Here is a 21,880-nt window from a genome sequence, read left to right as displayed (position 1 = left end):
GGACGGGCGGTGGCCGCACGGTGAGGACAGCGAGGCGATCAGGTGCCCGGGGCCCGGTCGGCGCCCGTGGCCGCCGTCTCCGGGTCGTCCTCGCCGTGCCCGGCCGCGGGCGCGGCCGGGAAGAACCGGACCTTGACCAGGCTCGCGACCGTGGTGAGCAGGAGCACACCGACGATGACGCCGAGGGAGAGCTCGATGCCGATCGTCGGGACCGCCACGGGCTCGCCGCCGTTGACGAACGGCAGCGTGTTCGCGTGCAGCGCCTCGAGCACGAGCTTGACGCCGATGAACGCGAGGATCACGCCGAGCCCGTAGGACAGGTACACGAGCTTGTCGAGCAGCCCGCCGAGCAGGAAGTAGAGCTGCCGCAGGCCCATCAGCGCGAACATGTTCGCGGTGAAGACGATGTACGGGTCGGTGGTCAGACCGAAGATCGCGGGGATCGAGTCGAGCGCGAACAGCAGGTCGGTCATGCCGATCGCGATCATCACCATGAGCATCGGCGTCGCCGTCAGCCGCAGCCGGCCCCGCGCGTCGCGGCGGCGGACCACCGAGCGGGTGCCGACGTAGTCGTCGGTCACCGGCACGACGCGGCGCACGAGGCGCAGGAGGGCGTTCTCCTCGAACTCCTCCTCGTCACCCCCGAGCACGACCTTCACCGCGGTCAGCACGAGGAACGCGCCGAACAGGTAGAGGACCCAGCTGAACCGCTCGATGACGGCGGCGCCGGCGAGGATGAACGCGCCGCGCAGGACGAGCGCGATGAGGATGCCGAAGAGCAGCACGCGGTGCTGGTGGACCTTCGGCACCGCGAACGCGCTCATGATCAGCAGGAAGACGAACAGGTTGTCGACCGAGAGCGAGTACTCGGTGACGTAGCCCGCCACGAACGCCGTCGCCGGGTCCCGGCCCGCCACGAGGAACAGGCCGACGGCGAACAGCGCGGCGAGCCCGACGTACACGCCCACCCAGCGCGCGGCCTCCCGGACGCCCACCTCGTGGGGGCGGCGGCCGACGATGGCGAGGTCGAGGGCGAGCACCGCGAGCAGACCCACGATGGTCAGGGCCCAGACCCAGAACGGCACGTACATGCGGCGGGACTCCGATCTCCGGCGACGTCAGGGCAGACGTGGACACCGGAGGTCTCTCCCGCCACCCGGATCTCTCGGACTCGGGCGACCGTGGGCCCCGGGCACCGGCACCGGTCACCTCGACCGGTCCGGCGGCCGTGCTGACGAGGCCGACGCGTGGGGATACTCCCCTCCGCGGGCCAGTGTGGCAGCCGTGTGAGGCCGGAGCCCGGGGACCCCGGCGTGGCGTTGCGCACCCGCGGCGCCCGGCCGGCCCACCTGAGTTGCTCACGACCGGCTCAGACGCCGCGGGATAGCGTGCGCGGGTGATCTACCGCCCGTTCCGGGTCCTCGGGGTCGTGCTCGCCGTCGGTCTGCTCGGGCTCTCCACGGTCGCGGCCGCGCCCGGTGGCACCGCCGGCACCGTGCGCAGCGAGGACCTCCGGATCGAGGTGCGCGACGGCCCGGCGCGCGACCAGCCGCAGAGCCTCGACGCGACCTTGTGGCTCCCGGCGACGACCGGCCCGGCGCCCGCGGTGCTCGTCGCGCACGGGTTCGGCGGGAGCAAGCAGTCGGTGGCCGCCGAGGCCCGCACCTGGGCGGAGCGGGGCTACGTGGCGCTCGCCTGGTCGGCGCGCGGATTCGGCGCGAGCACCGGGCAGATCGCGCTGAACTCCCCCGACTACGAGGTCGCCGACGCCGGCCAGCTCGTCGACTGGCTCGCCGCACGCCCGGAGGTCCGCCAGGACGCGCCCGGCGACCCGCGTGTCGGCGTCACCGGGGCGTCGTACGGCGGTGCCCTCGCGCTGCTGCTCGCGGGCTACGACCGCCGCGTCGACGCCACGATCCCGATCATCACCTGGAACGACCTCGGCCAGGCGCTCTTCCCCGACCGCGCCGGCGAGCCCGGCGCCGCCCCGCTCGCGGCGACGCCCGCCGCCAGCGCCGCCGAGCCCGACGGGGTGTTCAAGCGGTCGTGGGCGGCGATCTTCTTCGGCAGCGGGACGCGGCCCGGTCCGGGCCAGGAGCAGCAGGCGCCGCAGGTCTGCGGCCGGTTCCTGCCCGAGGTGTGCGCCGGGTACGTCGCGGCGGTCACCTCCGGGCGCGAGCCCGCCGAGCTCGCGGACTTCTTCACCCGGGCCTCGCCCGCCAGCGTCGCCGGCCGGATCACGGCGCCGACGCTGCTGGTCCAGGGCGAGCGCGACACGCTCTTCGGTCTCGACCAGGCCGACGCCACCGCGCGCCAGATCGCCGCGGGCGGGGGCACGGTCGCCGTGAGCTGGTTCGCGGGCGGGCACGACGGCGGCGGCCCGGACCGGCGCACCGCCGAGCGCATGCAGGCGTGGTTCGACCACCACCTCGCCGGCACCGGCCCCGACCCCGGCACGGCGTTCACCTACGTCGTCCCCTCCGGGGTCCAGGCGCGCAGCGCCCCGACCCAGCGCACCATCACCGCGAGCACCTATCCGGGCATCGACGGCGGCGCGGGCGCGCCCCGCACGGCCCTGCCCCTGCGCGGTGAGCCGCAGGACGTCGTCGCCCCGGCCGGCGGCGCGCCGTCGGCGATCTCGGCGGTGCCGGGGCTCGCGGGCCTCGCCGGGGGCGCGGCCGGGGGTGGATCGGGTGACGACGACGAGGACTCCGGGTCGGGTGGCGGCTCGGGTGGCGGGGGGGCGCCCGGGGGGGGGGGGTGGCGGCTCGAGCGGTGGTGCCGCGGCCCTGCTCGGCCGGCTCGCGACCGACCTGCCCGGCCAGGCGGCGCGCTTCTCCACCGACCCCCTGGCGGCCCGGACGGTGATCGCCGGGTCCCCGCAGGTGCGGGTGACCGTGGCGTCGGTGCCGGGGCGGCCGGCGGGCGAGCCGGTGCTCTTCGCGAAGGTCTACGACGTGGCCGCCGGCGGGGTCGAATCCGGTGGGGCCGCGCCCGGCAACCGCACGCTGCTGGGCAACGCGGTCTCGCCGCTGCGGCTGCCGGCGCCGGGTCCGACGCCGACCGAGGTGACGGTGAGCCTCCCCGCCGTGGTCGCGACGCTCGCCGCCGGCCACCGGCTCGAGGTCGTCCTGTCCACCACCGACCAGGCCTACGCCGCGGCGGTGCCGCCTGCCGTGTACCGGGTGGGGCTGGCCGGTTCCCCGGGCACGGCGTCCCTCGCCGTGCCGACCGTGCCCGGCGACGTCCGCAGCGGGACCTCGGTGCCGATCGCCCCGCTCGTGGCCGCCGGCGTGCTGCTGCTCGGGGTGCTCGTCGCGTGGCTGGTGGCGCGGATCCTCGCGGTCCGGCGTCGTCGTCGCGACCTCGAGCCGGGCGGGGCGCTCGCGCTCGAGGAGGGGCTCGCGGACACGCCGCTCGTGGTGCGCGGGCTCTCGAAGACCTTCACACGAGGATTCCGGGGCGCCAGCGGGCTCGTCGCCGTCGACGACGTCTCGTTCACCGTCGAGCGCGGCCAGGTCCTGGGCCTGCTCGGCCCGAACGGCGCCGGGAAGACGACGACGCTGCGCATGCTCCTCGGGCTCATCGCCCCGACGGCCGGCGAGCTGCGCCTCTTCGGGCGCCGGGTCGTGGCGGGCGCGCCGGTGTTGGGGCGCGTCGGCGCGTTCGTCGAGGGCGCGGGGTTCCTGCCGCACCTCACGGGGCGTGACAACCTCGAGCTCTACTGGGCCGCCACCGGGCGCCCCCGCGGGGAGGCGCACCTCGAGGAGGCGCTGGAGATCGCGGGGCTGGGCGACGCCGTCGACCGGGCCGTGCGCACCTACTCCCAGGGCATGCGCCAGCGCCTCGCGATCGCCCAGGCGATGCTCGGGCTGCCCGACCTCCTCGTGCTCGACGAGCCGACCAACGGCCTCGACCCGCCGCAGATCCACGCGATGCGCGAGGTGCTCGTGTCGTACGCCCGGACCGGGGGCCGGACGGTGCTCGTGTCGAGCCACCTGCTCGCCGAGGTGGAGCAGACCTGCGACCACGTCGTCGTCATGCACCGGGGCCGGGTCGTCGCCACCGGGGAGGTCGCCGAGCTCGTCGCCGGCGGGCAGGTCGCGGTCACCGTGGCCGAGCGCCGCGACGAGGCGGTCTCGGTGCTGCGCGGGCGCAACGGGGTCCGTGACGTCGAGCCCGACCCCGCCGACACCGACGTCGTGCTCGTCGACCTCGGCGGCGTCGACCGCGCCGAGGTCGTCCGCACCCTGGTGGAGGCCGGGTTCTCGGTGCGCGGCGTCGGGCCGCGGCGCCGCCTCGAGGACGCGTTCCTCGCGCTCATCGGTGAGGAGGGCTCGTCGTGAGCACCACGGTGGACGGGTCCCGGACGCTGCCGGTGCGCGTGGAGCTCGCGCGCCAGTGGCGGCGCCGGCGCACCCAGGTGACGCTCGGGCTGTTCGCGCTGCTCCCGGTGATCCTGTGGATCGCCTTCTCGGTCGGCGACGACCCGACCCCCGGCGCCGCGGCGACCAGCCTCACCGACCTCGCGCAGGCGTCCGGGGTCAACTTCGCGGTGTTCGCGCTGTTCTCGTCGGCGAGCTTCCTGTTCGTCGTGGTCGTGGCGCTGTTCTTCGGGGACACGGTGGCGAGCGAGGCGTCGTGGTCGTCACTGCGCTACCTGCTCGCGATCCCGGTGCCGCGCGTGCGGCTGCTGCGCCAGAAGGCGATCGTCGCCGCGCTGCTCTCGCTGGCCACGCTCGTCGTGCTCCCGGTGGTGGCCGTGCTGCTCGGCACGCTGGTCTACGGGGCGGGCGACTACCTCTCCCCCACCGGCGAGTCGCTGCCCTACGGCACGGCGCTCGTGCGCATCCTGCTCGCCGTCGCCTACCTGGCGATCCACCTGCTGTGGGTGGCGGGGGTCGCGACCCTGCTCTCGGTGGTCACCGACGCCCCGCTCGGCGCCGTCGGCGGCGCGGTGCTGGTGTCGATCCTGTCCCAGATCCTCGACACGGTCGACGCGCTGGGCTCGATCCGCAACCTCCTGCCCACCCACGAGGTCTTCGCCTTCGCCGACCTGCTCACCCTCGACGTCGACGGCTCCGACCTCGCCAACGGCGTGCTCTCGGCCCTCGTCTGGTGCATCGCCTTCGGCGCCACCGCGGTCTGGTACTTCCGCCGCAAGGACATCACCAGCTAGCCCGGACGGCGCACCGGGTGTGCCAGCCTGGCGTCCACGCTCTCACTGGACGCCAGCAGATCCCCCACGATCACCCGGGGATCACCGGCACGAGCAGGTGCGAGGCGTGCTCCCCGCCGAGGTGGACGGTGGCGTCGACGGCGGGACGGTGGAGCGCGGGGTGGTCGTGGGCCATCATCCCCAGGTCGCTGTCGCCGGTGACCAGTTCGAGGCGCAGCCGCTCGCCGGGCGCGAGGGTGATGCTGGTCGGCCAGATCTCGACCTCGAGCAGCGTCGGCTCACCGTGGACCAGCGGCACGGCCCGGTCGTGGGGGTGCCAGGGCCGGGCGGGTTCCGACCGCTCGGGGTCGACGGCGCGGTGCGACGCCTTCAGCCACCCCATGGCCATCGGCACCGGCCCGCCCTGCGGCCCGATACCGGGGATCACCGCGCCGTCGGCGTCGACGTGCTGCACGCGGGCGAAGACGTCGAGGTCGTCCTGGTCGGCCGACAGCCACAGGCGCAGCGCGACCGGCCCGGTGAGCTCGAGGGGCTCCGTCGCCGGCGCGGTCTCGAAGGTGGCCGGGTAGGCGACGTCGGCGGACGACGTCGGCGGCGACCAGTCGAGCGTCCCCTCGCCCAGGTAGAGCTCGCGCCACGTGGTGCCCGGCAGCGGGAAGTCGGTGGCGTCGCGCCAGACGACGTCCCGGCCGTGGCGGACGGCCACCTGGACCGGGGCGACGCCGTCCATGCGGTCGGGCTGGTCCTTGAGGTGGCGGTCGAGGAAGCGGAGCTGGAGCTCCTGGGCCCAGTCGGCGTAGTAGGGGTCGATGTGGGTGCCGGTGTGCACCACGAGCCACTTGTCGGTCGAGGCGGCCCGGCGCCAGCCCTCGATGTTGCCGCGCAGGTGCAGGTGCAGGGCGCCCCAGTTGGCGGCGGAGAGCAGCGGCACGGTCACGCGGTCGAGATCGGTGCTGCGCGCCTCGTGGAAGGCGTCGAGCAGGGGGTGCTGCGGGAGCACCTCGCGCCAGTCGTCGCCGTCGGGCCCGGTGCGCTGCGGCTCGATCTGGCGGTTCCACCAGAACTCGACGAACCCGTTCGAGTAGAGCCCGCCCTGGTAGGCGCACTCGCGGTAGAAGTCGGTCGACCCCTCCCACGCCACCACCGCGGCGAGGTGCGGCGGCTGCAGGGCCGCGACGCGCCAGCCCATCATCGCGAGCCAGGAGATGCCGCTGGAGGCGACCTTCCCGGTCGACCACGGCTGGGCGGCGGCCCACTCGACGACGTCGTGGAAGTCCTCGGCGTCCCGCGGCCCGTAGAGGTCGAGGCGGCCCGGTGACTGCCCGGTGCCCCGCGTGTCGACCCGCACCAGGGCGTAGCCCCGCGGCACCCACCACTCGGGGTCGGGCATCTCCCACACCATGTGCTCGTTGTTCGCGACCAGGTCGTAGAGCGGGTACCGGTCGGGCCAGTGCACGTCCTTGCCGTAGGGGCCCACCGACGCGATCACCGGCACCGGGCCGTCCCCGTCGGGCCGGAAGACGTCGACGACGACGGGCGAGCCGTCGCGTGTCGGGACCGCGACGTCGCGATCGATCTGCATCGGGAGCTCCCTCGTTAAGTCCAGTCGACCTGCGTCAAGAGTGTGCGCTTCGACCTCGCGAGAAAGCAAGTGGACTTGCGTTAGGCTGCCGGGATGAGCACCCCGGAGGTCCGGCGCCGACCCGGCGGCCGGTCGGCGCGCGTCCGCGCGGCCGTCCTCGACGCCACGCTCGAGCTCCTCCTCGCCCACGGGCTCGAGGGGCTGAAGGTCGCCGAGGTCGCGGACCGGGCCGGGGTCCACGAGACGTCGATCTACCGGCGCTGGGGCAACCGCGAGAACCTGCTGATCGACGCGCTGCTCGACGCGTCCGAGCAGCTCCGGGTGCCCGACACCGGGAACCTGCGCGACGACCTCACCGCCTACGCGCGGGACCTCGCGGCGTTCCTGGCCACGCCCGTCGGCCACGCCCTCGAGCGCACGCTCGCCGTCGCCGGCGACGACCCTGACACCCAGCGGGCCCGCGACCGCTACTGGACGTCCCGCTCCGAGCGGTCCTGCCGGATGGTCGTCCGCGCCGTCGAGCGGGGCGAGCTCCCGGACACCGTCGACCCCCGGCTCGTCGTCGAGATGCTCGTGAGCCCGGTCCACTTCCGCGTCGTCCTCACCCGCGAGCCGGTCGACGACCAGATGCCCGTACGCCTGGTGGACGCCCTGCTGCGCGGTGTCGCCGCACGCTGATCGTCACGACCGGCGGTGGACGCGTCCCCCGTGTCGGCCGCCGCGCGGCGCCGCGGGAGACTGATTCCTCGTCGTGCTCCGGAATCGGCTCCGGGAGCACTTCCTGCCCGATATCGGGCAGGAAACTGGTCTTCCCGGCCGGCCGTGGGCATTCTGTATCGATGTGGACCCCGAACTCGTGCGCCACGTGGCCGCGTCGACGGGTCTGCCCGGGGAGGTCGCCGCGCGCGTGGTGGCCGACGTCGTCGCGTACTACTCCGAGACCACCGAGGAGTTCGTCCGCCGACGGCACCGGGAGCTGCAGGCCCGCGACCGCCGCAACGCCGAGATCTGGACGGTGATCGCCGACGAGCTGGCGCGCCGTCCGGTGGCGCCCGGACCGGTCAGCGCGCGGCGCCTGCGACGCATCGTCTACGGCTAGAGGGGGAAGCGATCATGTGCGGCATCGTGGGGTACGTCGGACCGCGTCCGGCGACGAAGATCCTGGTCGACGGGCTCGCCCGCCTCGAGTACCGCGGGTACGACTCGGCGGGCCTCGCCGTCGCGCACCGCAAGGCGCTGCGCACGACGCGGTCGGTCGGCCGGGTCGACGACCTGCGCGCCGCGCTCGGCGAGGACGAGTCGCCCGGACGCACCGGGATCGCCCACACCCGCTGGGCCACCCACGGCGAGCCCAGCGAGCGCAACGCCCACCCGCACACCGACGCCGCCGGGCGCATCGCCGTCGTGCACAACGGCATCCTCGAGAACGCCGACGAGCTGCGGGCCAAGCTCGTCGCCGACGGCGTGACCCTGACCTCGGACACGGACACCGAGGTCCTCCCCCACCTCGTCGCCCGCGCCCTCGACGGCGGCGCGAGCACGCTGGAGGACGCGGTCCGCGAGGCGCTGCGCGTCGTCGAGGGCACCTACGGGCTCGTCGTGCTCGACGCCCGCCACCCCGACGAGCTCGTCGTCGCCCGCAACGGCAGCCCGATCGTCCTGGGCCTCGGTGACGGCGAGATGTTCGTGGCCTCGGACGTCGCCGCGCTCGTGCGCCACACCCGCCAGGTCGTCTTCCTCGCCGACGGGGAGCTCGCGACGCTCACCGCCGCCGGCTACGAGGGCTCGCGCCTCGGGCCGCCCACCACCGTGGACATCGACGACGCCGACTACGAGCTCGACGGCCACGCCGACTTCCTGTCCAAGGAGATCCACGAGCAGCCCGCCGCCCTGCGCCGGGTGCTGGCCGGGCGGCTCGACGCCCGCTTCGCCACCGCGCGCCTCGACGGGCTGCGCCTCGACCCGCGCGAGCTGCGCGGCATCCGCCGGGTGACCTTCCTCGGCTGCGGGTCCGCGCTCTACGCCGGGCAGATCGGCGCGGGACTGGTCGAGGAGCTCGCCCGCATCCCCGCCGACGCCGAGCAGGCCAGCGAGTTCCGCTACCGCAACCCGCTCGTCGACCCCGAGACCCTCTACGTCGCGGTCAGCCAGTCCGGCGAGACCATCGACACCCTCGCCGCGGTCGAGGAGCTCCAGCGCAAGGGCGGGCGGGTCGTCGGCGTCGTCAACGTCATCGGCTCGGCCATCGCGCGACAGTGCGGGGCGGGCATGTTCCTGCACGCCGGCCCCGAGGTGTCGGTCGCGTCGACCAAGGCGTTCAGCTCGATGGCGACCTCGTTCACGCTGCTCGCGCTGCTGCTCGGACGCGTGCGCGACCTCTCCGCCGCCCACGGGTCGCGCCTGGTCGAGGGCCTGCGGCGCCTCCCCGACGCCGTCGAGACCGCGCTGCAGACGAGCGACGAGGTGGCCGAGGTGGCGCGCCGTTACGCCGACGCGCGCTCGATGTTCTACCTGGGCCGCGTGCGCGGGGCGGCGGTCGCCCGCGAGGGCGCGCAGAAGCTCAAGGAGATCTCCTACGTGCACGCCGAGGCGTACGCGGCCGCCGAGCTCAAGCACGGCCCGCTCGCGCTGGTCGACGCGCAGATGCCGTGCGTGGTGGTCGTCCCCGACGACGAGCTGCTCGCGAAGAACGTCAGCACCATCGAGCAGATCCGCGCCCGCGGCGGGCCCGTCATCGCGGTGACCAACGCCGAGCTCCCCGAGGGGCTCGCCGACGCCGTCCTGCGCGTGCCGCGCCTCGAGCCCGAGCTCGACTCGATCATCCTCGGCGTCCCGCTGCAGCTGCTCGCCTACCACTGCGCCGCGGTGCTGGGCCGCGACATCGACAAGCCCCGCAACCTCGCCAAGAGCGTCACCGTCGAGTAGGTGCGCTTCGCGCTGGTGAGCAGAAAGAAGTGCTGAAGCACTTCTTTCTGCTCACGAGGGCCGGAGGCCCACCTCGATGGTCAGCGGGCCGTCCGGGTCGGGCGCGTCGACGGTGGCGTGCCCGCCCGGGCGCAGCGCGCCGGCCACGATCCGCCGCGACAGCGCCCGGTCGACCTCGCGCGTCACCACCCGGCGCATCGGCCGCGCACCCAGGGCCGGGTCGTGGCCGCGCACGACGATCGCGTCGACCGCCGCCGGCGTGACCGTCAGCCCGATCTCCTGCGCGGCGAGGCGCTCGCGGGTGCCCTCGAGGAGCAGCTCCACCACCGCGCGGCGGGCCTCCTGGTCGAGCGGGGTGAACAGCACGACCTCGTCGACGCGACCGAGGAACTCCGGGCGCAGCGCGCGGGCCAGCGCGGTCAGGACGCTGCCCCGCGCGTCGTCGGGGTCCTTGCCCTCGGTCAGCGACGCGGCGCCGAGGTTGCTCGTCATGATCACGACGGCGTCGGCGAACGACACGGTGCGCCCGCGCCCGTCGGTCAGCCGACCGGCGTCGAGCACCCCGAGCAGCAGCGCGAGCACGTCGGGGTGCGCCTTCTCGATCTCGTCGAGGAGCACCACGCACGACGGGGTCCGCCGGATCGCCTCGGTGAGCTCGCCGGGCCGGTCGTGCCCGACGTAGCCGGGCGGGGCGCCGGTGAGGCGGCTGACGGTGTGCGCCTCGCGGAACTCGCCGAGGTCGAGGCGCACGAGCCGCTCGTCGGACCCGTGCAGCGCCTCGGCCAGCGCGCGCGCCAGCTCGGTCTTGCCCACCCCGGTCGGGCCGGCGAACAGGAACGACGCCACCGGCCGGCCCGGCTGGCCCATCCCCGCCCGGCCCGCGAGCACCGCGTCGGTGACCGCCTCCAGCGCGTGGTCCTGGCCCACGACGCGGCGCCGCAGCCGGTCGGCGAGCTCGAGCAGCCGGGTGCGCTCGGAGTCGGTGAGGTGGGCGACGGGCAGGCCGGTGCGGTCGGCGACGACCTGGGCGACGTCGGCGACCGCCACCGTCCGCGACGCGCCCGGGTCCTCGCCGCGCCGCAGCCGGACCCGCGCCGCAGCGGTGTCGAGGGCGTCGATCGCCTTGTCGGGCAGGAAGCGGTCGCGGACGTGGCGGGCGGTCAGCTCGACCGCGGCGCGACGGACGTCCTCGGGCAGCCGCACGCCGTGGTGCTGCTCGTAGCGCTCGCGCAGCCCGTCGAGGATCGCGACGGTCTCCTCGACGGTCGGCTCCTCGACGGTGATCGGGGCGAACCGCCGCTCGAGCGCCGGGTCGGACTCGACGTGACGGCGGTACTCCTCCATCGTCGTCGCCCCGACGACCTGCAGCTCCCCGCGGGCCAGGGCCGGCTTGAGGATGTCCGCGGCGTCCATCGTCCCCTCGACGCCGGCGCCCGCCCCGACGACGGTGTGCAGCTCGTCGAGGAACAGCACGACGCCGCGGTCGGTCGCGGTGACCTCCTCCACCAGGCGCCGCAGCCGCTCCTCGAACTCGCCGCGGTACTTCGTCCCGGCGACCAGCCCGGCGAGGTCCAGCGCCACCACCCGCTGCCCCGACGCGCCCGGCACCGAGCCCTCGGCGATCCGCGCCGCGATCCCCTCGACGATCGCGGTCTTCCCGACGCCGGGATCGCCCACCAGCACCGGGTTGTTCTTGGTGCGCCGCCCCAGGATCTCGAGGACGGCGGCGACCTCGCGCTCACGGCCCACGACCGGGTCGAGCTTCCCCGCCCGCGCCATCGCGGTGAGGTCGCGTCCGAAGCGGTCGAGCACGGGCGTGCGGGTGTCGGACCGGCCGCCGCCCGGGCCACCGAACCCGCCCGCGCCACCCGGGCCGCCGAACCCGCCCGCGCCGCCGAGGTCGCCGAAGCCCTCGACGAGCCGGCCGATCAGCTGCTCGAGGGGGTTCGACCAGTCGTCGGGGCCGCCGCGGTCGTCGGGTCCGCGGTCACGTCGGGCGTCGTCGCTCACCCGACCATCATGCGCCCGCGCGAGCGACCACCACCGACGCGCGCCGGAGGTCGCCGCCCAGCACGAGCAGCTAGCAGCTGGGCTCGATCGAGAGCACGCCGGGCAGCGTCCGGACGCGGTCGGCGAACTCCGAGCACTCGGCGCTGGTCAGGGCCACCGTGCACTGGATGCAGCTGCAGCTGACGCCCTCGTGGACGTCGACCGAGAAGTCCGGGACCCGGTAGCCGAACGAGCACAGCGCCGACGCGAGGTCCATGACACCGGTCATGCCGCCCGTCGTCAGGATCGTGAACGGGCGGGGCAGGCGGGAGAGGCGGCGGGTGGGGGCCGGCTCGAGCATGGTCACGACAGGACTCCTGGGGATCCGTGAGGGAGGTGGATCCGAGCCAGGTCTCGGCGGGCCGCTCAGAGCCCCTCACGGGACGAGCGGTGGTGCGCGCCGGGGCCCTGGCTCACCCGGCGCGCCGAAGTACTACCTCTCGGTGTCGCGCTGCCTGCATGTCGACCATGTTACCCGCGCCACTCCGGTGGTCAACTCGACACCCCCCGGCGCGGCTACACCATGACGATCCCGCCATCGATCATCACCGCCTGGCCGGTCATGTAGTCGGCGTCCCTGCTGGCCAGGTACGAGACGAACGACGCCACGTCCTCCGGCGTCTGCACCCGGCCCAGCGCGATGAGCTGCGAGTACTGCGCCAGCGCCTCGCCCTTGCCGGTGCCGAGGTAGCCGCCGAGGCCCTGGTCGATCTCGTCCCACATCGTGGTGCCGACGATCCCCGGGCAGTAGGCGTTGACGGTGATCTGGTGGCCCGCCAGCTCCTTGGCCGCCGCCTGGGTCAGGGCACGCACCGCGAACTTCGACGCCGAGTAGTGCCCGAGGTGGTCGAAGCCCTGGTGCCCGGCGATGGACGCCGCGTTGATGATCTTCCCGCCGCGACCCTGCTCGATCATCGCCTCGGACGCCGCCTGCAGGCACCACAGCACGCCGCCGACGTTGACGCCGAGCATCCTCTGCAGGTCCTCGGGCGTCACCTCGCGCAGCGTCTTGACCTGCGCGATCCCGGCGTTCGCGACCATCACGTCGATCGACCCGAACCGCTCCCGCGTCGCGGCGACCAGCGCGGAGCAGGCGTCGCGGTCGGCGACGTCGGTGGCGGTCGAGGCCGCCTGCCCGCCGGCGTCGGTGATCTCCTGCGCCACCTCCTGCGCCGTCGACGGGTCGATGTCGGACACCATCACGGCCAGCCCGTCGCCCGCGAGGCGGCGGGCGATCGCGGCACCGATCCCCCGCCCGGCCCCGGTGACGACGGCGACGCGCGTCCCCGCCGCGGTCACGGGTGCACCAGGATCTTCACGTTGGTCTCCTTGTGGTCGATGAGCTCGCGGAAGCCCTGGTCGACGATGTCGTCGAGGGCGATGCGGCCGGTGATGAACTGCCCGACGTCGACGACGCCGTCGCGGATGAGGTCGATGACCTCGCGGTGGCGGCCGGCGTAGGCCAGCGAGCCGATGAGCCGGATCTCGGAGAACACCAGCGAGTTGACGTCGAAGGTGGCCGGGTGGCCCCAGATCGAGACGTTGACGCAGGTCCCGCCGGGCCGGGTCGAGGCGACGGCCTGGGCGAGGACGGGGTCGAGGCCGGCGCACTCGAACGTCACGTCCGCGCCGGCGCCGTCGGTGAGCTCGCGGATCGCCTCGGGGACGTCGACCTCGGTGGGGTCGAGGACGTGGTCGGCGCCGGCCCCGGGCGCCTTGGCCTTGCGGGCGTCGGCGGGCTCGACGACCACGACCTGCCCGGCCCCGCACGCCTTGAGCGCGGCGGCCGTCACGAGCCCGATGGGCCCGGAGCCGAACACCGCCGCCGACTGCCCCGGCTGCAGGCCCGAGAGCTTCGTCGCGTGGTAGCCGACGGCGAGGGGCTCGACAAGCGCACCCTGCTCGGTGGTGAGGCCGCCGATCGGGTGCACCCAGCGCTGGTCGACCACCATCTTCTCGGCGAACCCGCCCTGGTCACCGTCGAGGCCGATGAAGCCCAGCTGCCGGCAGATGTTGTAGCGCCCGGACCGGCACGCCACGCACGTCCCGCACACGTCGTAGGGCTCGACGACGACGCGGTCGCCCTCCGACAGCCCCGTCACGCCCTCGCCGACCTCGGCGACGACCCCCGAGAACTCGTGCCCGAGCGTGATCGGGATGGCGCCGCCGGTCAGCGGGTGCGGCGCCTGCGGCGTCGGCGTGAAGATCGGGCCGTCGAGGAACTCGTGGAGGTCGGTGCCGCAGATGCCGCACCACTCGACGGCGACCTGTACCTGTCCCGGACCGGGGTGCGGTTCCGCGATGTCCTCCACGCGGACGTCCTCACGACCGTGGAAGCGAGCAGCCTTCATGGGTCCTCCCGGGGTTGCCTCGAGGACATCCCACGGGAGTGACCGGGGTCACGGCCAGGGTTGCAGCGGTGTTGCACCCCGGCCGGGCCCGAACAGCCGCGCCGTGTCCGCCGGCGACGGCGGCACGACCTCCACCCCGGGCGCGATCCGGTACGGCCGGGCGGCGAGCAGCCCCCCGAGGACGCGGCGCAGGCGCGACAGCTCGGCGCGCACGGTCACGAGGTGGTCGGCGTCGTCGTAGAGCGCGCGGCTGATCGCGGCCGCGTCGAGCCCCGCGCTCCCGGCGGCCATCAGCAGCGCGACGATCTGCAGGTGGCGCCGCCCGAGGATGTGGCGCCAGACCTCGTGGCCCTCGACGAGCGCGGCCGGCGGGTCGGCGTCGAGGTCGAGGCGCAGGCGCGTCCGGCTCGGTCCCGCGGCGTCGGACGGCCGGAGCAGCCAACCACCCGGGACGCGGTCGGGCAGGCACGCGCCGAGCCCGTGCACGAGCATCGCCTCGCCGGCCTGCGGGACACCGACTCGGTCGCGGGGCGCGAGGCCGGTGGCGGCGGCGACCCACCCGTGGTCGTCGACGACGAGCGCCGGCCCGGTCTGGCGGGCGAGCACGGGGGCCGCGACGGCGCGCAGGCTCTCCAGGCGCGTCTCGTGCGCCGCCCACAGGCCGGTCTCGGCGAGGCGGACGGCGGTGTGCACGAGGGCGACGGTCGTCGGGTGCACCGTCGGGGCGGGACCGGAGAGGTCGACGACACCGAGCATCTCGCCGGTGCGCGGGTCGTGGATCGGGCTCGCGGTGCAGGTCCAGGGGTGCTGGGCGCGGACGAAGTGCTCGGCGGAGAACAGCTGCACCGAGGCGTGCTCGGCGAGCGCCGTGCCGATGGCGTTGGTGCCGACGGACGCCTCGGTCCAGTCGGCGCCGGGCAGGAAGCCGAGGTCGTCGGCGAGCCGGCCGACGCGCACCGCGCCCTCGCGCCAGAGCACGAACCCGTCGGCGGCGGTGATCACCATGACGTGCTCGGCGTCCTCGGCCACCGCCGTGAGGCTCGCGCGCAGCTGCGGCAGCACCCCGCTGATCGGCGACTCGGCGCGGCGGCGCTCGACGATCTCCGGCGGCGCGGGGTCGTCCAGCGACCGCCCGTCGGGGGCCACGCCGTACGACAGCACCCGGTCCCAGGAGCGGCTGACCACCCGGCGCAGCGGCGTCGACGGGCGGCTCCCCGACAGCCGCGCGTCGTGGGCCTGGTGGAGCAGCCGGGCGTGCTGGCGCAGGTCGGTGCTGCGGGTGACGGCGCAGACGCCGTCGTCGGGGTGCGGCACGGCGACCCTCCCGACGTCGACGACGGACCTGGCCGCAGCCTAGGCAGCGGGGGTGAGCGGCGCCATAGACCAGGCTGGAGGGGTGCGCACGACGCAGCGAGGGCTCGGGACGCCACCGACACCGCGGACGGCGACGGACGCCGACGTCCCGGCGATCGCCGAGCTGATGCGTGCCTCGGTGCGGGCCCTGTTCCCACTGTTCTACGACGCCGAGCAGACCGCCGCGGCCGAGGTCCACATCGCCCACCTCGACCGCGCGATGATCGCGGACGGCACCTACTACGTGCACGAGGACGGCGGCGAGGTCGAGGCCTGCGGGGGCTGGAGCCGCCGCGCCCGGCTCTACACCGGCTCCGGTGACCGCGACGACGACGCGCGGCTGCTCGACCCGGCGACCGAGCCGGCGCGGGTGCGCGCGATGTTCGTGCGCGGCGACCGGACCCGCCGCGGCCTGGGCCGGGCGATCCTCCAGGCGAGCGTCCGCGCCGCGGGCGAGGAGGGCTTCACGAGCCTGGTGCTCATGGCGACCCTGCCCGGCGTGCCGCTCTACACGGCGTTCGGGTTCACCGAGGTGCGCCGCGTCGACGTCCCGACGCCCGCCGGCGTGACCCTCGCCGGGGTGGAGATGGCGCGGCCGATCACGCCGGCGGACCTGCTCACTGCAGACAGAACTCGTTGCCCTCCGGGTCCGCCATGACGAAGCACCAGCCCGCGGGCTCGTCGACCTCGCGCAGGAACCGCGCCCCGGCTGCCTCGAGCTTCTCGCGGTGGGCCCGGGCCGCGGCCTTCCGGTCGTCCGCGCCCTCCCCCACGTTGACGTCCAGGTGGACGCGGTTCTTCACCGTCTTGTCCTCGGGCACCTTCTGGAACAGCAGGCGCGGGCCGGCGCCGTCGGGGTCGATCACCGCGTCCAGCCGGTCCCACTGGTCCTCCGGCATGCCGATCTTCGCGGCGAAGTCCTCCCACGTGTCGAAGCCGGGCGGCGGGGGCTGGCGGACGTAGTCGAGCGCGAGCGCCCAGAACTCGGCCTGCCGGCGCGGGTCGTGGGCGTCGAACGTGATCTGCACTCCCAGGGCCATGGCGGACAGTCTGGCCGTGGTGGCGGACAGCTCGCGTCCGGCACCCGGTCGCCGCTCCGGTGATCGTGGGGGCTTCCCTGACGTCGAGTGTCAGCGTGGACGCCAGGCTGACACACCCCGTGCGTCGGGCGGCGAGGTCGTGTTCCCGGTGCCGGGCAGTGGGCATCCCCGCTCGGTGACCGAGCCGCTCGACCTGTTCGGCGACGCCGCCGACCCCGCCAGTACGGACGCCAGCACGGACGCCAGCACGGACCTGCCGCCGGACCTCGACACCCTGCGCGCGCAGGCGGCGGGCTGCACCCGCTGCGAGCTGTACCACGACACCACCGGCACCGTGTTCGGCTCCGGCCCCACGACGGCGCGCCTGGTGATGGTGGGCGAGCAGCCCGGCGACCAGGAGGACCGGCAGGGCGCCCCGTTCGTCGGGCCGGCCGGGCGGCTGCTCGACGAGGCCCTCGACGAGGCCGGGATCGCCCGCGACGACGCCTACGTCACCAACGCCGTCAAGCACTTCAACTTCCGCTACCAGGGCAAGCGGCGCATCCACGAGACGCCGAAGGCCGGGCACATCCGCGCCTGCCGGCCGTGGCTCGACGCCGAGCTCGCGCTGGTGAAGCCGCAGGTGCTGCTCACCCTGGGCGCCACCGCCGGCAAGGCGCTGCTCGGCCCGAAGTTCCGGATCACGGCCGAGCGCGGCGAGCCCCGCGCCTGGAACGACATGACCCTCGTGCCGACCATCCACCCCTCGGCGATCCTGCGCGCGGACCCCGACCGCGGGCAGGACCGCGACGAGATGCTCGCCGGGTTCGTCGCGGACCTGAAGGTGGCCGGCGGCCTGCTGGGCTGAGCGGGCCTCAGCTCACCCCGGCCGCATCCATGCCCCGCATCTCCTTCTTGAGGTCGGCGATCTCGTCGCGCAGCCGCCCGGCGAGCTCGAACTGCAGATCGCGGGCCGCGGCCATCATCTGGTCGGTGAGCTGCTGGATGAGGTCGGCCAGCTCCGCGCGCGCCATGCCCGACGTGTCGCGGTGCTCGACGACGCCCGAGTGACCCCGGCCGCCGCCGGCCTCCCCCGCCGCGCGGCGTCCGCGCGAGCTGTTGCGCGCCGAGCCGCCGATCTCCACCGACTCCTCGGTGTCCTCGGCCTCGCGGTACACGCGGTCGAGGATGTCGGCGATGTTCTTGCGCAGCGGCTGCGGGTCGACGCCCCGCTCGGTGTTGTAGGCGATCTGCTTCTCGCGGCGCCGGTTGGTCTCGTCGATGGCGTACTGCATCGACTCGGTGACCGTGTCCGCGTACATGTGCACCTGACCCGAGACGTTGCGGGCCGCGCGACCGATCGTCTGGATCAGCGAGCGCTCGCTGCGCAGGAAGCCCTCCTTGTCGGCGTCGAGGATGGCCACCAGCGACACCTCGGGCAGGTCGAGGCCCTCGCGGAGCAGGTTGATGCCGACCAGGACGTCGTACTCCCCCGACCGCAGCTGGCGCAGCAGCTCGACCCGCCGCAGCGTGTCGACCTCGGAGTGCAGGTAGCGGACCTTGATGCCGAGCTCGAGCAGGTAGTCGGTGAGGTCCTCGGCCATCTTCTTGGTCAGCGTCGTGACCAGGACCCGCTCGTCCTTCTCGACCCGCGTGCGGATCTCGCCGACCAGGTCGTCGATCTGGCCCTTCGTCGGCTTGACCACCACCTCCGGGTCGACGAGGCCGGTGGGGCGGATGACCTGCTCGACGAACTCGCCGCCCGCCATCCGCATCTCGTAGTCGCCCGGCGTCGCGGACAGGTAGACGGTCTGCCCGATGCGGTCGGCGAACTCCTCCCACGTCAGCGGGCGGTTGTCGGTGGCGCTCGGCAGGCGGAAGCCGTACTCGACGAGGTTGCGCTTGCGGGACATGTCGCCCTCGTACATGCCGCCGATCTGCGGCACCGTCACGTGCGACTCGTCGATGACCAGCAGGAAGTCCTGCGGGAAGTAGTCGATGAGCGTGGCCGGCGCCGTGCCCGGACCGCGGCCGTCGATGTGGCGCGAGTAGTTCTCGATGCCCGAGCAGAAGCCGACCTGGCGGATCATCTCGATGTCGTAGGTGGTGCGCATGCGCAGCCGCTGGGCCTCGAGCAGCTTGCCCTGGCGCTCCAGCTCGGCCAGCCGCTCCTCGAGCTCGGCCTCGATGGCCTTGACCGCCTTCTCCATGCGCTCGGGGCCGGCCACGTAGTGGGTGGCCGGGAAGATGCGCACGTCGTCGACCTGCTTGACCACGTCGCCGGTCAGCGGGTTGAGGTAGTACAGCGACTCGATCTCGTCACCGAAGAACTCGATGCGGACCGCGAGCTCCTCGTACGCCGGGATGATCTCCACGGTGTCGCCGCGGACCCGGAACGTGCCGCGGGCGAACGCCATGTCGTTGCGGGTGTACTGCACGTCGACCAGGGCGCGCAGCAGCTGGTCGCGGTCGAGCTCCTCGCCCACCGCGAGCTGCACCGACCGGTCGAGGTACGACTGCGGCGTGCCGAGGCCGTAGATGCAGGACACGGACGCGACCACGACGACGTCGCGGCGCGAGAGCAGGTTGGACGTCGCCGAGTGGCGCAGCCGCTCGACGTCCTCGTTGATCGAGGAGTCCTTCTCGATGTAGGTGTCGGTCTGCGCGATGTACGCCTCGGGCTGGTAGTAGTCGTAGTACGAGACGAAGTACTCGACCGCGTTGTTGGGCAGCAGCTCGCGCAACTCGTTGGCCAGCTGGGCCGCCAGCGTCTTGTTGGGCGCCATCACCAGCGTCGGGCGCTGCACCCGCTCGATGAGCCAGGCCGTGGTGGCCGACTTGCCCGTGCCGGTGGCGCCGAGCAGCACGATGTCGTGCTCGCCGGCCTTCACCCGCTTCTCGAGCTCCTCGATGGCCGCCGGCTGGTCGCCCGCCGGCTCGTAGGGGCTGACGACCTCGAACGGGACCCCGGTGCGCTCGATCTCGCCGACCGGGCGGAACTCCGAGTGCGCGAGGGCCTCGTCGGGCAGCCCTTCGGGGTTCTCCCCCTCGCGGGCCGACCCCGGAACCTCTGTCGCGAACGCCATGGGATCGAGGTTAACCGCGCCCCCCGACAACGGTGCCGGGAGCGGCCTCAGCCGGCCTCTGCACCGCCACCGGTCACCCGCTGCCAGGAGCTCCGCAGGGGCGCGGTGTCGTAGCAGATGGTGAGCCGGGCGATCCGCTCGCGGTCGTCGGTCAGCGTCACGAGGTCGACGACGTCGAACGGGGCGGGCGTGCCGTCGCCGAGCACCCACGCGTAGTGGAAGGCGAGCGCGACCTCGCGGTCGTCGGCGGGGTCGACGTACACGCGGCGCAGCTCGGTGCTCGACGCCGACGAGTCGGCGAACAGCCCCGGGTAGAACTCCGCGGCCGGCATCGTCCCGTACAGCGGCGACGCCACCTCCCCGGTCGGGGCGAAGCAGGCGAGGACGTCGTCGACCGAGCCGGCGTCGAGCGCGGCCAGGTAGCGGTGCAGCACCGCCGGGGTCGCGCTCACCGCGAGCCCTCCCGGCGCCGGGCGGCCGCCGCGAACCCGTCGAGCAGGCAGCGCAGCCCGAAGTCCCAGCGGGAGACGACCGGGCGACCGGGATCGGTCATCACGGCGGTCAGGGCCGGATAGCGCTCGGCGTGGGCCGCGACGAGGTCGCGCATCGTGCTCCCGCCCGCGGGGTCGGCGGTCCACGGCCGGGTGCCGGCCGACGCCGTCGCGAGGGTGGTGCGCAGGTGCCCGAACAGCATCGACACCGCGTCCATCCGCTCGTCGGGGGTGAGGCCGAGCGGCTCGAACACACGCACCGCGGCCTCGACCCACCCGACCTCGCGGGGGCCCATCACCCGCTCGCCGACCGTCACCCACGGCAGCCACGGGTGCCGCGTCCAGACGTCGGACACCAGGCGCGCGAACTCCTCGGCCTGCTCACGCCAGGTGCCGGCGAGCGCGTCCGGAGCCGGCGGCTCCTCGACCGCGGCGTCGATCATGACGGCCTCGAGCTCGTCCTTGTTCGCGACGTAGCGGTAGAGCGCCATCTTGGTCAGCCCGACCTCGGCGGCCACCCGCTGCATCGACAGCCCGGCCAGCCCGTCCCGGTCGGCCACCTCGACGGCCGCCCGCGCGACCTCGTCGAGGGTCAGCCCGCGGCGCGGCCCGCGCCTCGGCTCCTCGGGGGTCCGCCACAGGACGTGGCCCGCGGCAGGGTCCGTGCCGGTCGTCCTGCTCATCCGTCTCGTCCTTGCCTCGTCGCGTCTTCTGTGTCTACCGTACACAGTCTCCGCAGGACACAGTTTCTCCGACGACGGAGGTCACCATGTCGCTCACCGCCCCGGCCCCGACCACCGGCACCACCACGGACGGCACGGCCGCACCGTTCCGCGCCACGCCCGCCGTGCGGCGTCGCCGCCGGGCGCTCGGCATCGTCGCCACCCTCGTCGTGGCGCTGGCGGTGTGGCTCGTGGGCCATCTCGCCGGCGCCGACTACCGGATCACCGACAGCCAGGGCTCCGTCCGCATCGACGCCCTGGTCACCACGCAGGTCACCGTGGTCCTCGGGCTGGTCGGCTGGGGCGTACTCGCCCTGCTCGAGCGCGTCACGCGCCACGGCACGGCGATCTGGACCGTGCTCGCCGCGCTGGTCGTCGCCGCGTCGATGATCCCGGTCTTCCTGGTGGAGGCCACCACCGCGACCCGCATCGCGCTGGTCGCGGTCCACCTCGCCGTCGGCGCGCTCATCCCCTTCTTCGTGCGCGCCCGCTCCTGACCCCGGCGCGATCGGTTCCGTCCGGCACCCGCTCCCCGTGTCGCACGGGGGCGGGTGCCGTCGCGCGCGCACTAGGGTCACGCACCGTGGGCATCCACGCGCCGAAGACCGAGACCTTCGACGTCGCGGCCCGCACCAACACCGACCCCAAGGGGTTCGTGCGGGCGGTCGACGTCTACCGCGAGGAGGCGTTCGGCCTCTACGTCAGCCGGCCGATGCCCGACCACCCCACGCTGACGCACCTGCGCTCGTGGCTGCTGCCCGCGCTCGGCATCCGCGTCACCGACTTCTCCTGGAAGCCCGGGGCCGAGCGGATGCAGGACCACTACATCGACATCGTCGACATCACCCGCGACGGCTCGACGTGGTGGACCGAGGACCACTACGTCGACCTCGTCGTCCACACCGGGGAGCACACCGAGGTGCTCGACCTCGACGAGCTCGCCGAGGCCGTCGCCGCCGGGCTGCTCGATCCCGCGCGCGCCGAACGCGCCCTCACGACGAGTCACCGCACCCTCGCCGGGCTCGCCGAGCACGGCCACGACCTGGAGCGATGGCTCGCCCGGCATGATGTCACCCTCACGTGGACGTGACGCGCACCACGCCGGTGAATGACAGGGATGGCA

General features: G+C 74.2%; 20 protein-coding genes and 1 pseudogene. 10 read left to right on the top strand and 11 right to left on the bottom strand.

Translation table 11 applies throughout. The features are described from left to right. Positions 1-38: 38 nt before the first annotated feature. Entirely contained in the window at positions 39-1,091 is a 1,053-nt protein-coding gene (locus PH190_RS08425; protein ID WP_274231047.1) for a TerC family protein, read from the bottom strand. Positions 1,092-1,396: 305 nt separating this feature from the next. On the opposite strand from PH190_RS08425, the pseudogene PH190_RS30755 reads away from it, so the two are divergent. The 3 genes and pseudogenes from PH190_RS30755 to PH190_RS08415 form a co-directional block, all read left to right on the top strand. After that, positions 1,397-2,224, top strand: a pseudogene (locus tag PH190_RS30755) (alpha/beta hydrolase); the annotation flags it as partial. Between the two features lie 496 nt (positions 2,225-2,720). Beyond that, the gene (locus PH190_RS30750) at positions 2,721-4,346 is read left to right on the top strand and encodes an ATP-binding cassette domain-containing protein (protein ID WP_420791603.1); all 1,626 of its coding nucleotides are present in this window, start codon (positions 2,721-2,723) and stop codon (positions 4,344-4,346) included. Next, positions 4,343-5,179, top strand: a complete 837-nt coding sequence (locus PH190_RS08415) for an ABC transporter permease (protein ID WP_274231046.1) — start codon at positions 4,343-4,345, stop codon at positions 5,177-5,179. The genes PH190_RS30750 and PH190_RS08415 overlap by 4 nt, the downstream gene beginning before the upstream one ends. A 70-nt stretch (positions 5,180-5,249) precedes the next feature. Here the strand turns inward: PH190_RS08415 and PH190_RS08410 are convergent, their stop codons facing one another. Next, positions 5,250-6,761, bottom strand: coding sequence for a CocE/NonD family hydrolase (locus PH190_RS08410; RefSeq protein ID WP_274231045.1), 1,512 nt, complete (start codon positions 6,759-6,761; stop codon positions 5,250-5,252). Positions 6,762-6,854: 93 nt separating this feature from the next. Between PH190_RS08410 and PH190_RS08405 the strand changes: the two genes are divergently transcribed. The 3 genes from PH190_RS08405 to glmS all read left to right on the top strand — a co-directional run bounded on the left by PH190_RS08405 (position 6,855) and on the right by glmS (position 9,686). After that, complete coding sequence (locus PH190_RS08405; protein ID WP_274231044.1) at positions 6,855-7,439, top strand: TetR/AcrR family transcriptional regulator; 585 nt, start codon at positions 6,855-6,857, stop codon at positions 7,437-7,439. 163 nt (positions 7,440-7,602) lie between these two features. Beyond that, entirely contained in the window at positions 7,603-7,860 is a 258-nt protein-coding gene (locus PH190_RS08400; protein ID WP_274231043.1) for a hypothetical protein, read from the top strand. 14 nt (positions 7,861-7,874) lie between these two features. Further along, positions 7,875-9,686, top strand: a complete 1,812-nt coding sequence (gene glmS / locus PH190_RS08395; protein ID WP_274231042.1) for a glutamine--fructose-6-phosphate transaminase (isomerizing) — start codon at positions 7,875-7,877, stop codon at positions 9,684-9,686. Between the two features lie 51 nt (positions 9,687-9,737). On the opposite strand, the gene PH190_RS08390 is transcribed toward glmS, so the two are convergent. The 5 genes from PH190_RS08390 to PH190_RS08370 all read right to left on the bottom strand — a co-directional run bounded on the left by PH190_RS08390 (position 9,738) and on the right by PH190_RS08370 (position 15,400). Further along, the gene (locus PH190_RS08390) at positions 9,738-11,696 is read right to left on the bottom strand and encodes an ATP-dependent Clp protease ATP-binding subunit (RefSeq protein WP_274231041.1); all 1,959 of its coding nucleotides are present in this window, start codon (positions 11,694-11,696) and stop codon (positions 9,738-9,740) included. 70 nt (positions 11,697-11,766) lie between these two features. Continuing rightward, on the bottom strand, positions 11,767-12,042 hold the full coding sequence (locus PH190_RS08385) for a hypothetical protein (protein WP_274231040.1): 276 nt from the start codon (positions 12,040-12,042) through the stop codon (positions 11,767-11,769). 209 nt (positions 12,043-12,251) lie between these two features. Then, positions 12,252-13,034: an acetoin reductase gene (locus tag PH190_RS08380; RefSeq protein WP_274231039.1), complete on the bottom strand. Its 783-nt coding sequence runs from the start codon at positions 13,032-13,034 to the stop codon at positions 12,252-12,254. Next, the gene (locus PH190_RS08375) at positions 13,031-14,047 is read right to left on the bottom strand and encodes a 2,3-butanediol dehydrogenase (protein WP_274231038.1); all 1,017 of its coding nucleotides are present in this window, start codon (positions 14,045-14,047) and stop codon (positions 13,031-13,033) included. The genes PH190_RS08380 and PH190_RS08375 overlap by 4 nt, the downstream gene beginning before the upstream one ends. Positions 14,048-14,134: 87 nt before the next feature. After that, positions 14,135-15,400, bottom strand: coding sequence for a GAF domain-containing protein (locus PH190_RS08370; protein ID WP_274231037.1), 1,266 nt, complete (start codon positions 15,398-15,400; stop codon positions 14,135-14,137). A gap of 82 nt (positions 15,401-15,482) precedes the next feature. Between PH190_RS08370 and PH190_RS08365 the strand changes: the two genes are divergently transcribed. Next, positions 15,483-16,097 carry a GNAT family N-acetyltransferase gene (locus PH190_RS08365; RefSeq protein WP_274231036.1) on the top strand — a complete coding sequence of 205 codons (615 nt, stop codon included), beginning with the start codon at positions 15,483-15,485 and terminating at the stop codon, positions 16,095-16,097. Here PH190_RS08365 and PH190_RS08360 read toward each other — a convergent pair. Further along, positions 16,057-16,479: a VOC family protein gene (locus PH190_RS08360; protein WP_274231035.1), complete on the bottom strand. Its 423-nt coding sequence runs from the start codon at positions 16,477-16,479 to the stop codon at positions 16,057-16,059. The two genes, PH190_RS08365 and PH190_RS08360, sit on opposite strands and share 41 nt — an antisense overlap. A 175-nt stretch (positions 16,480-16,654) precedes the next feature. On the opposite strand from PH190_RS08360, the gene PH190_RS08355 reads away from it, so the two are divergent. After that, the gene (locus tag PH190_RS08355) at positions 16,655-17,326 is read left to right on the top strand and encodes a UdgX family uracil-DNA binding protein (RefSeq protein ID WP_274231034.1); all 672 of its coding nucleotides are present in this window, start codon (positions 16,655-16,657) and stop codon (positions 17,324-17,326) included. A 7-nt stretch (positions 17,327-17,333) separates the two neighbouring features. Here PH190_RS08355 and uvrB read toward each other — a convergent pair whose 3' ends face one another. Genes uvrB through PH190_RS08340 form a run of 3 tightly spaced genes read right to left on the bottom strand, consistent with a single transcriptional unit; the run spans position 17,334 to position 20,718 of the window. Continuing rightward, on the bottom strand, positions 17,334-19,544 hold the full coding sequence (gene uvrB, locus PH190_RS08350; protein ID WP_274231033.1) for an excinuclease ABC subunit UvrB: 2,211 nt from the start codon (positions 19,542-19,544) through the stop codon (positions 17,334-17,336). A gap of 47 nt (positions 19,545-19,591) precedes the next feature. After that, the gene (locus PH190_RS08345) at positions 19,592-19,996 is read right to left on the bottom strand and encodes a nuclear transport factor 2 family protein (protein WP_274231032.1); all 405 of its coding nucleotides are present in this window, start codon (positions 19,994-19,996) and stop codon (positions 19,592-19,594) included. Further along, positions 19,993-20,718 (bottom strand): TetR/AcrR family transcriptional regulator, encoded by a 726-nt coding sequence (locus tag PH190_RS08340; protein WP_274231031.1) that lies wholly within the window; start codon positions 20,716-20,718, stop codon positions 19,993-19,995. Before PH190_RS08340 ends, PH190_RS08345 begins: the two co-directional genes overlap by 4 nt. Before the next feature lie 86 nt (positions 20,719-20,804). Here PH190_RS08340 and PH190_RS08335 point away from each other — a divergent pair, with 86 nt between their 5' ends. Both PH190_RS08335 and PH190_RS08330 read left to right on the top strand, forming a co-directional pair. Continuing rightward, on the top strand, positions 20,805-21,254 hold the full coding sequence (locus PH190_RS08335; protein ID WP_274231030.1) for a DUF6069 family protein: 450 nt from the start codon (positions 20,805-20,807) through the stop codon (positions 21,252-21,254). Positions 21,255-21,340: 86 nt separating this feature from the next. Further along, the gene (locus tag PH190_RS08330) at positions 21,341-21,847 is read left to right on the top strand and encodes a ribonuclease FAU-1 family protein (RefSeq protein WP_274231029.1); all 507 of its coding nucleotides are present in this window, start codon (positions 21,341-21,343) and stop codon (positions 21,845-21,847) included. Positions 21,848-21,880: the final 33 nt, after the last annotated feature.

The organism is Actinomycetospora straminea, assembly GCF_028737255.1.
Classification (GTDB): domain Bacteria; phylum Actinomycetota; class Actinomycetes; order Mycobacteriales; family Pseudonocardiaceae; genus Actinomycetospora; species Actinomycetospora straminea.
The sequence above is the reverse complement of the archived record's forward strand: the minus strand, read 5'-3'. Positions and strand labels throughout refer to the sequence as shown.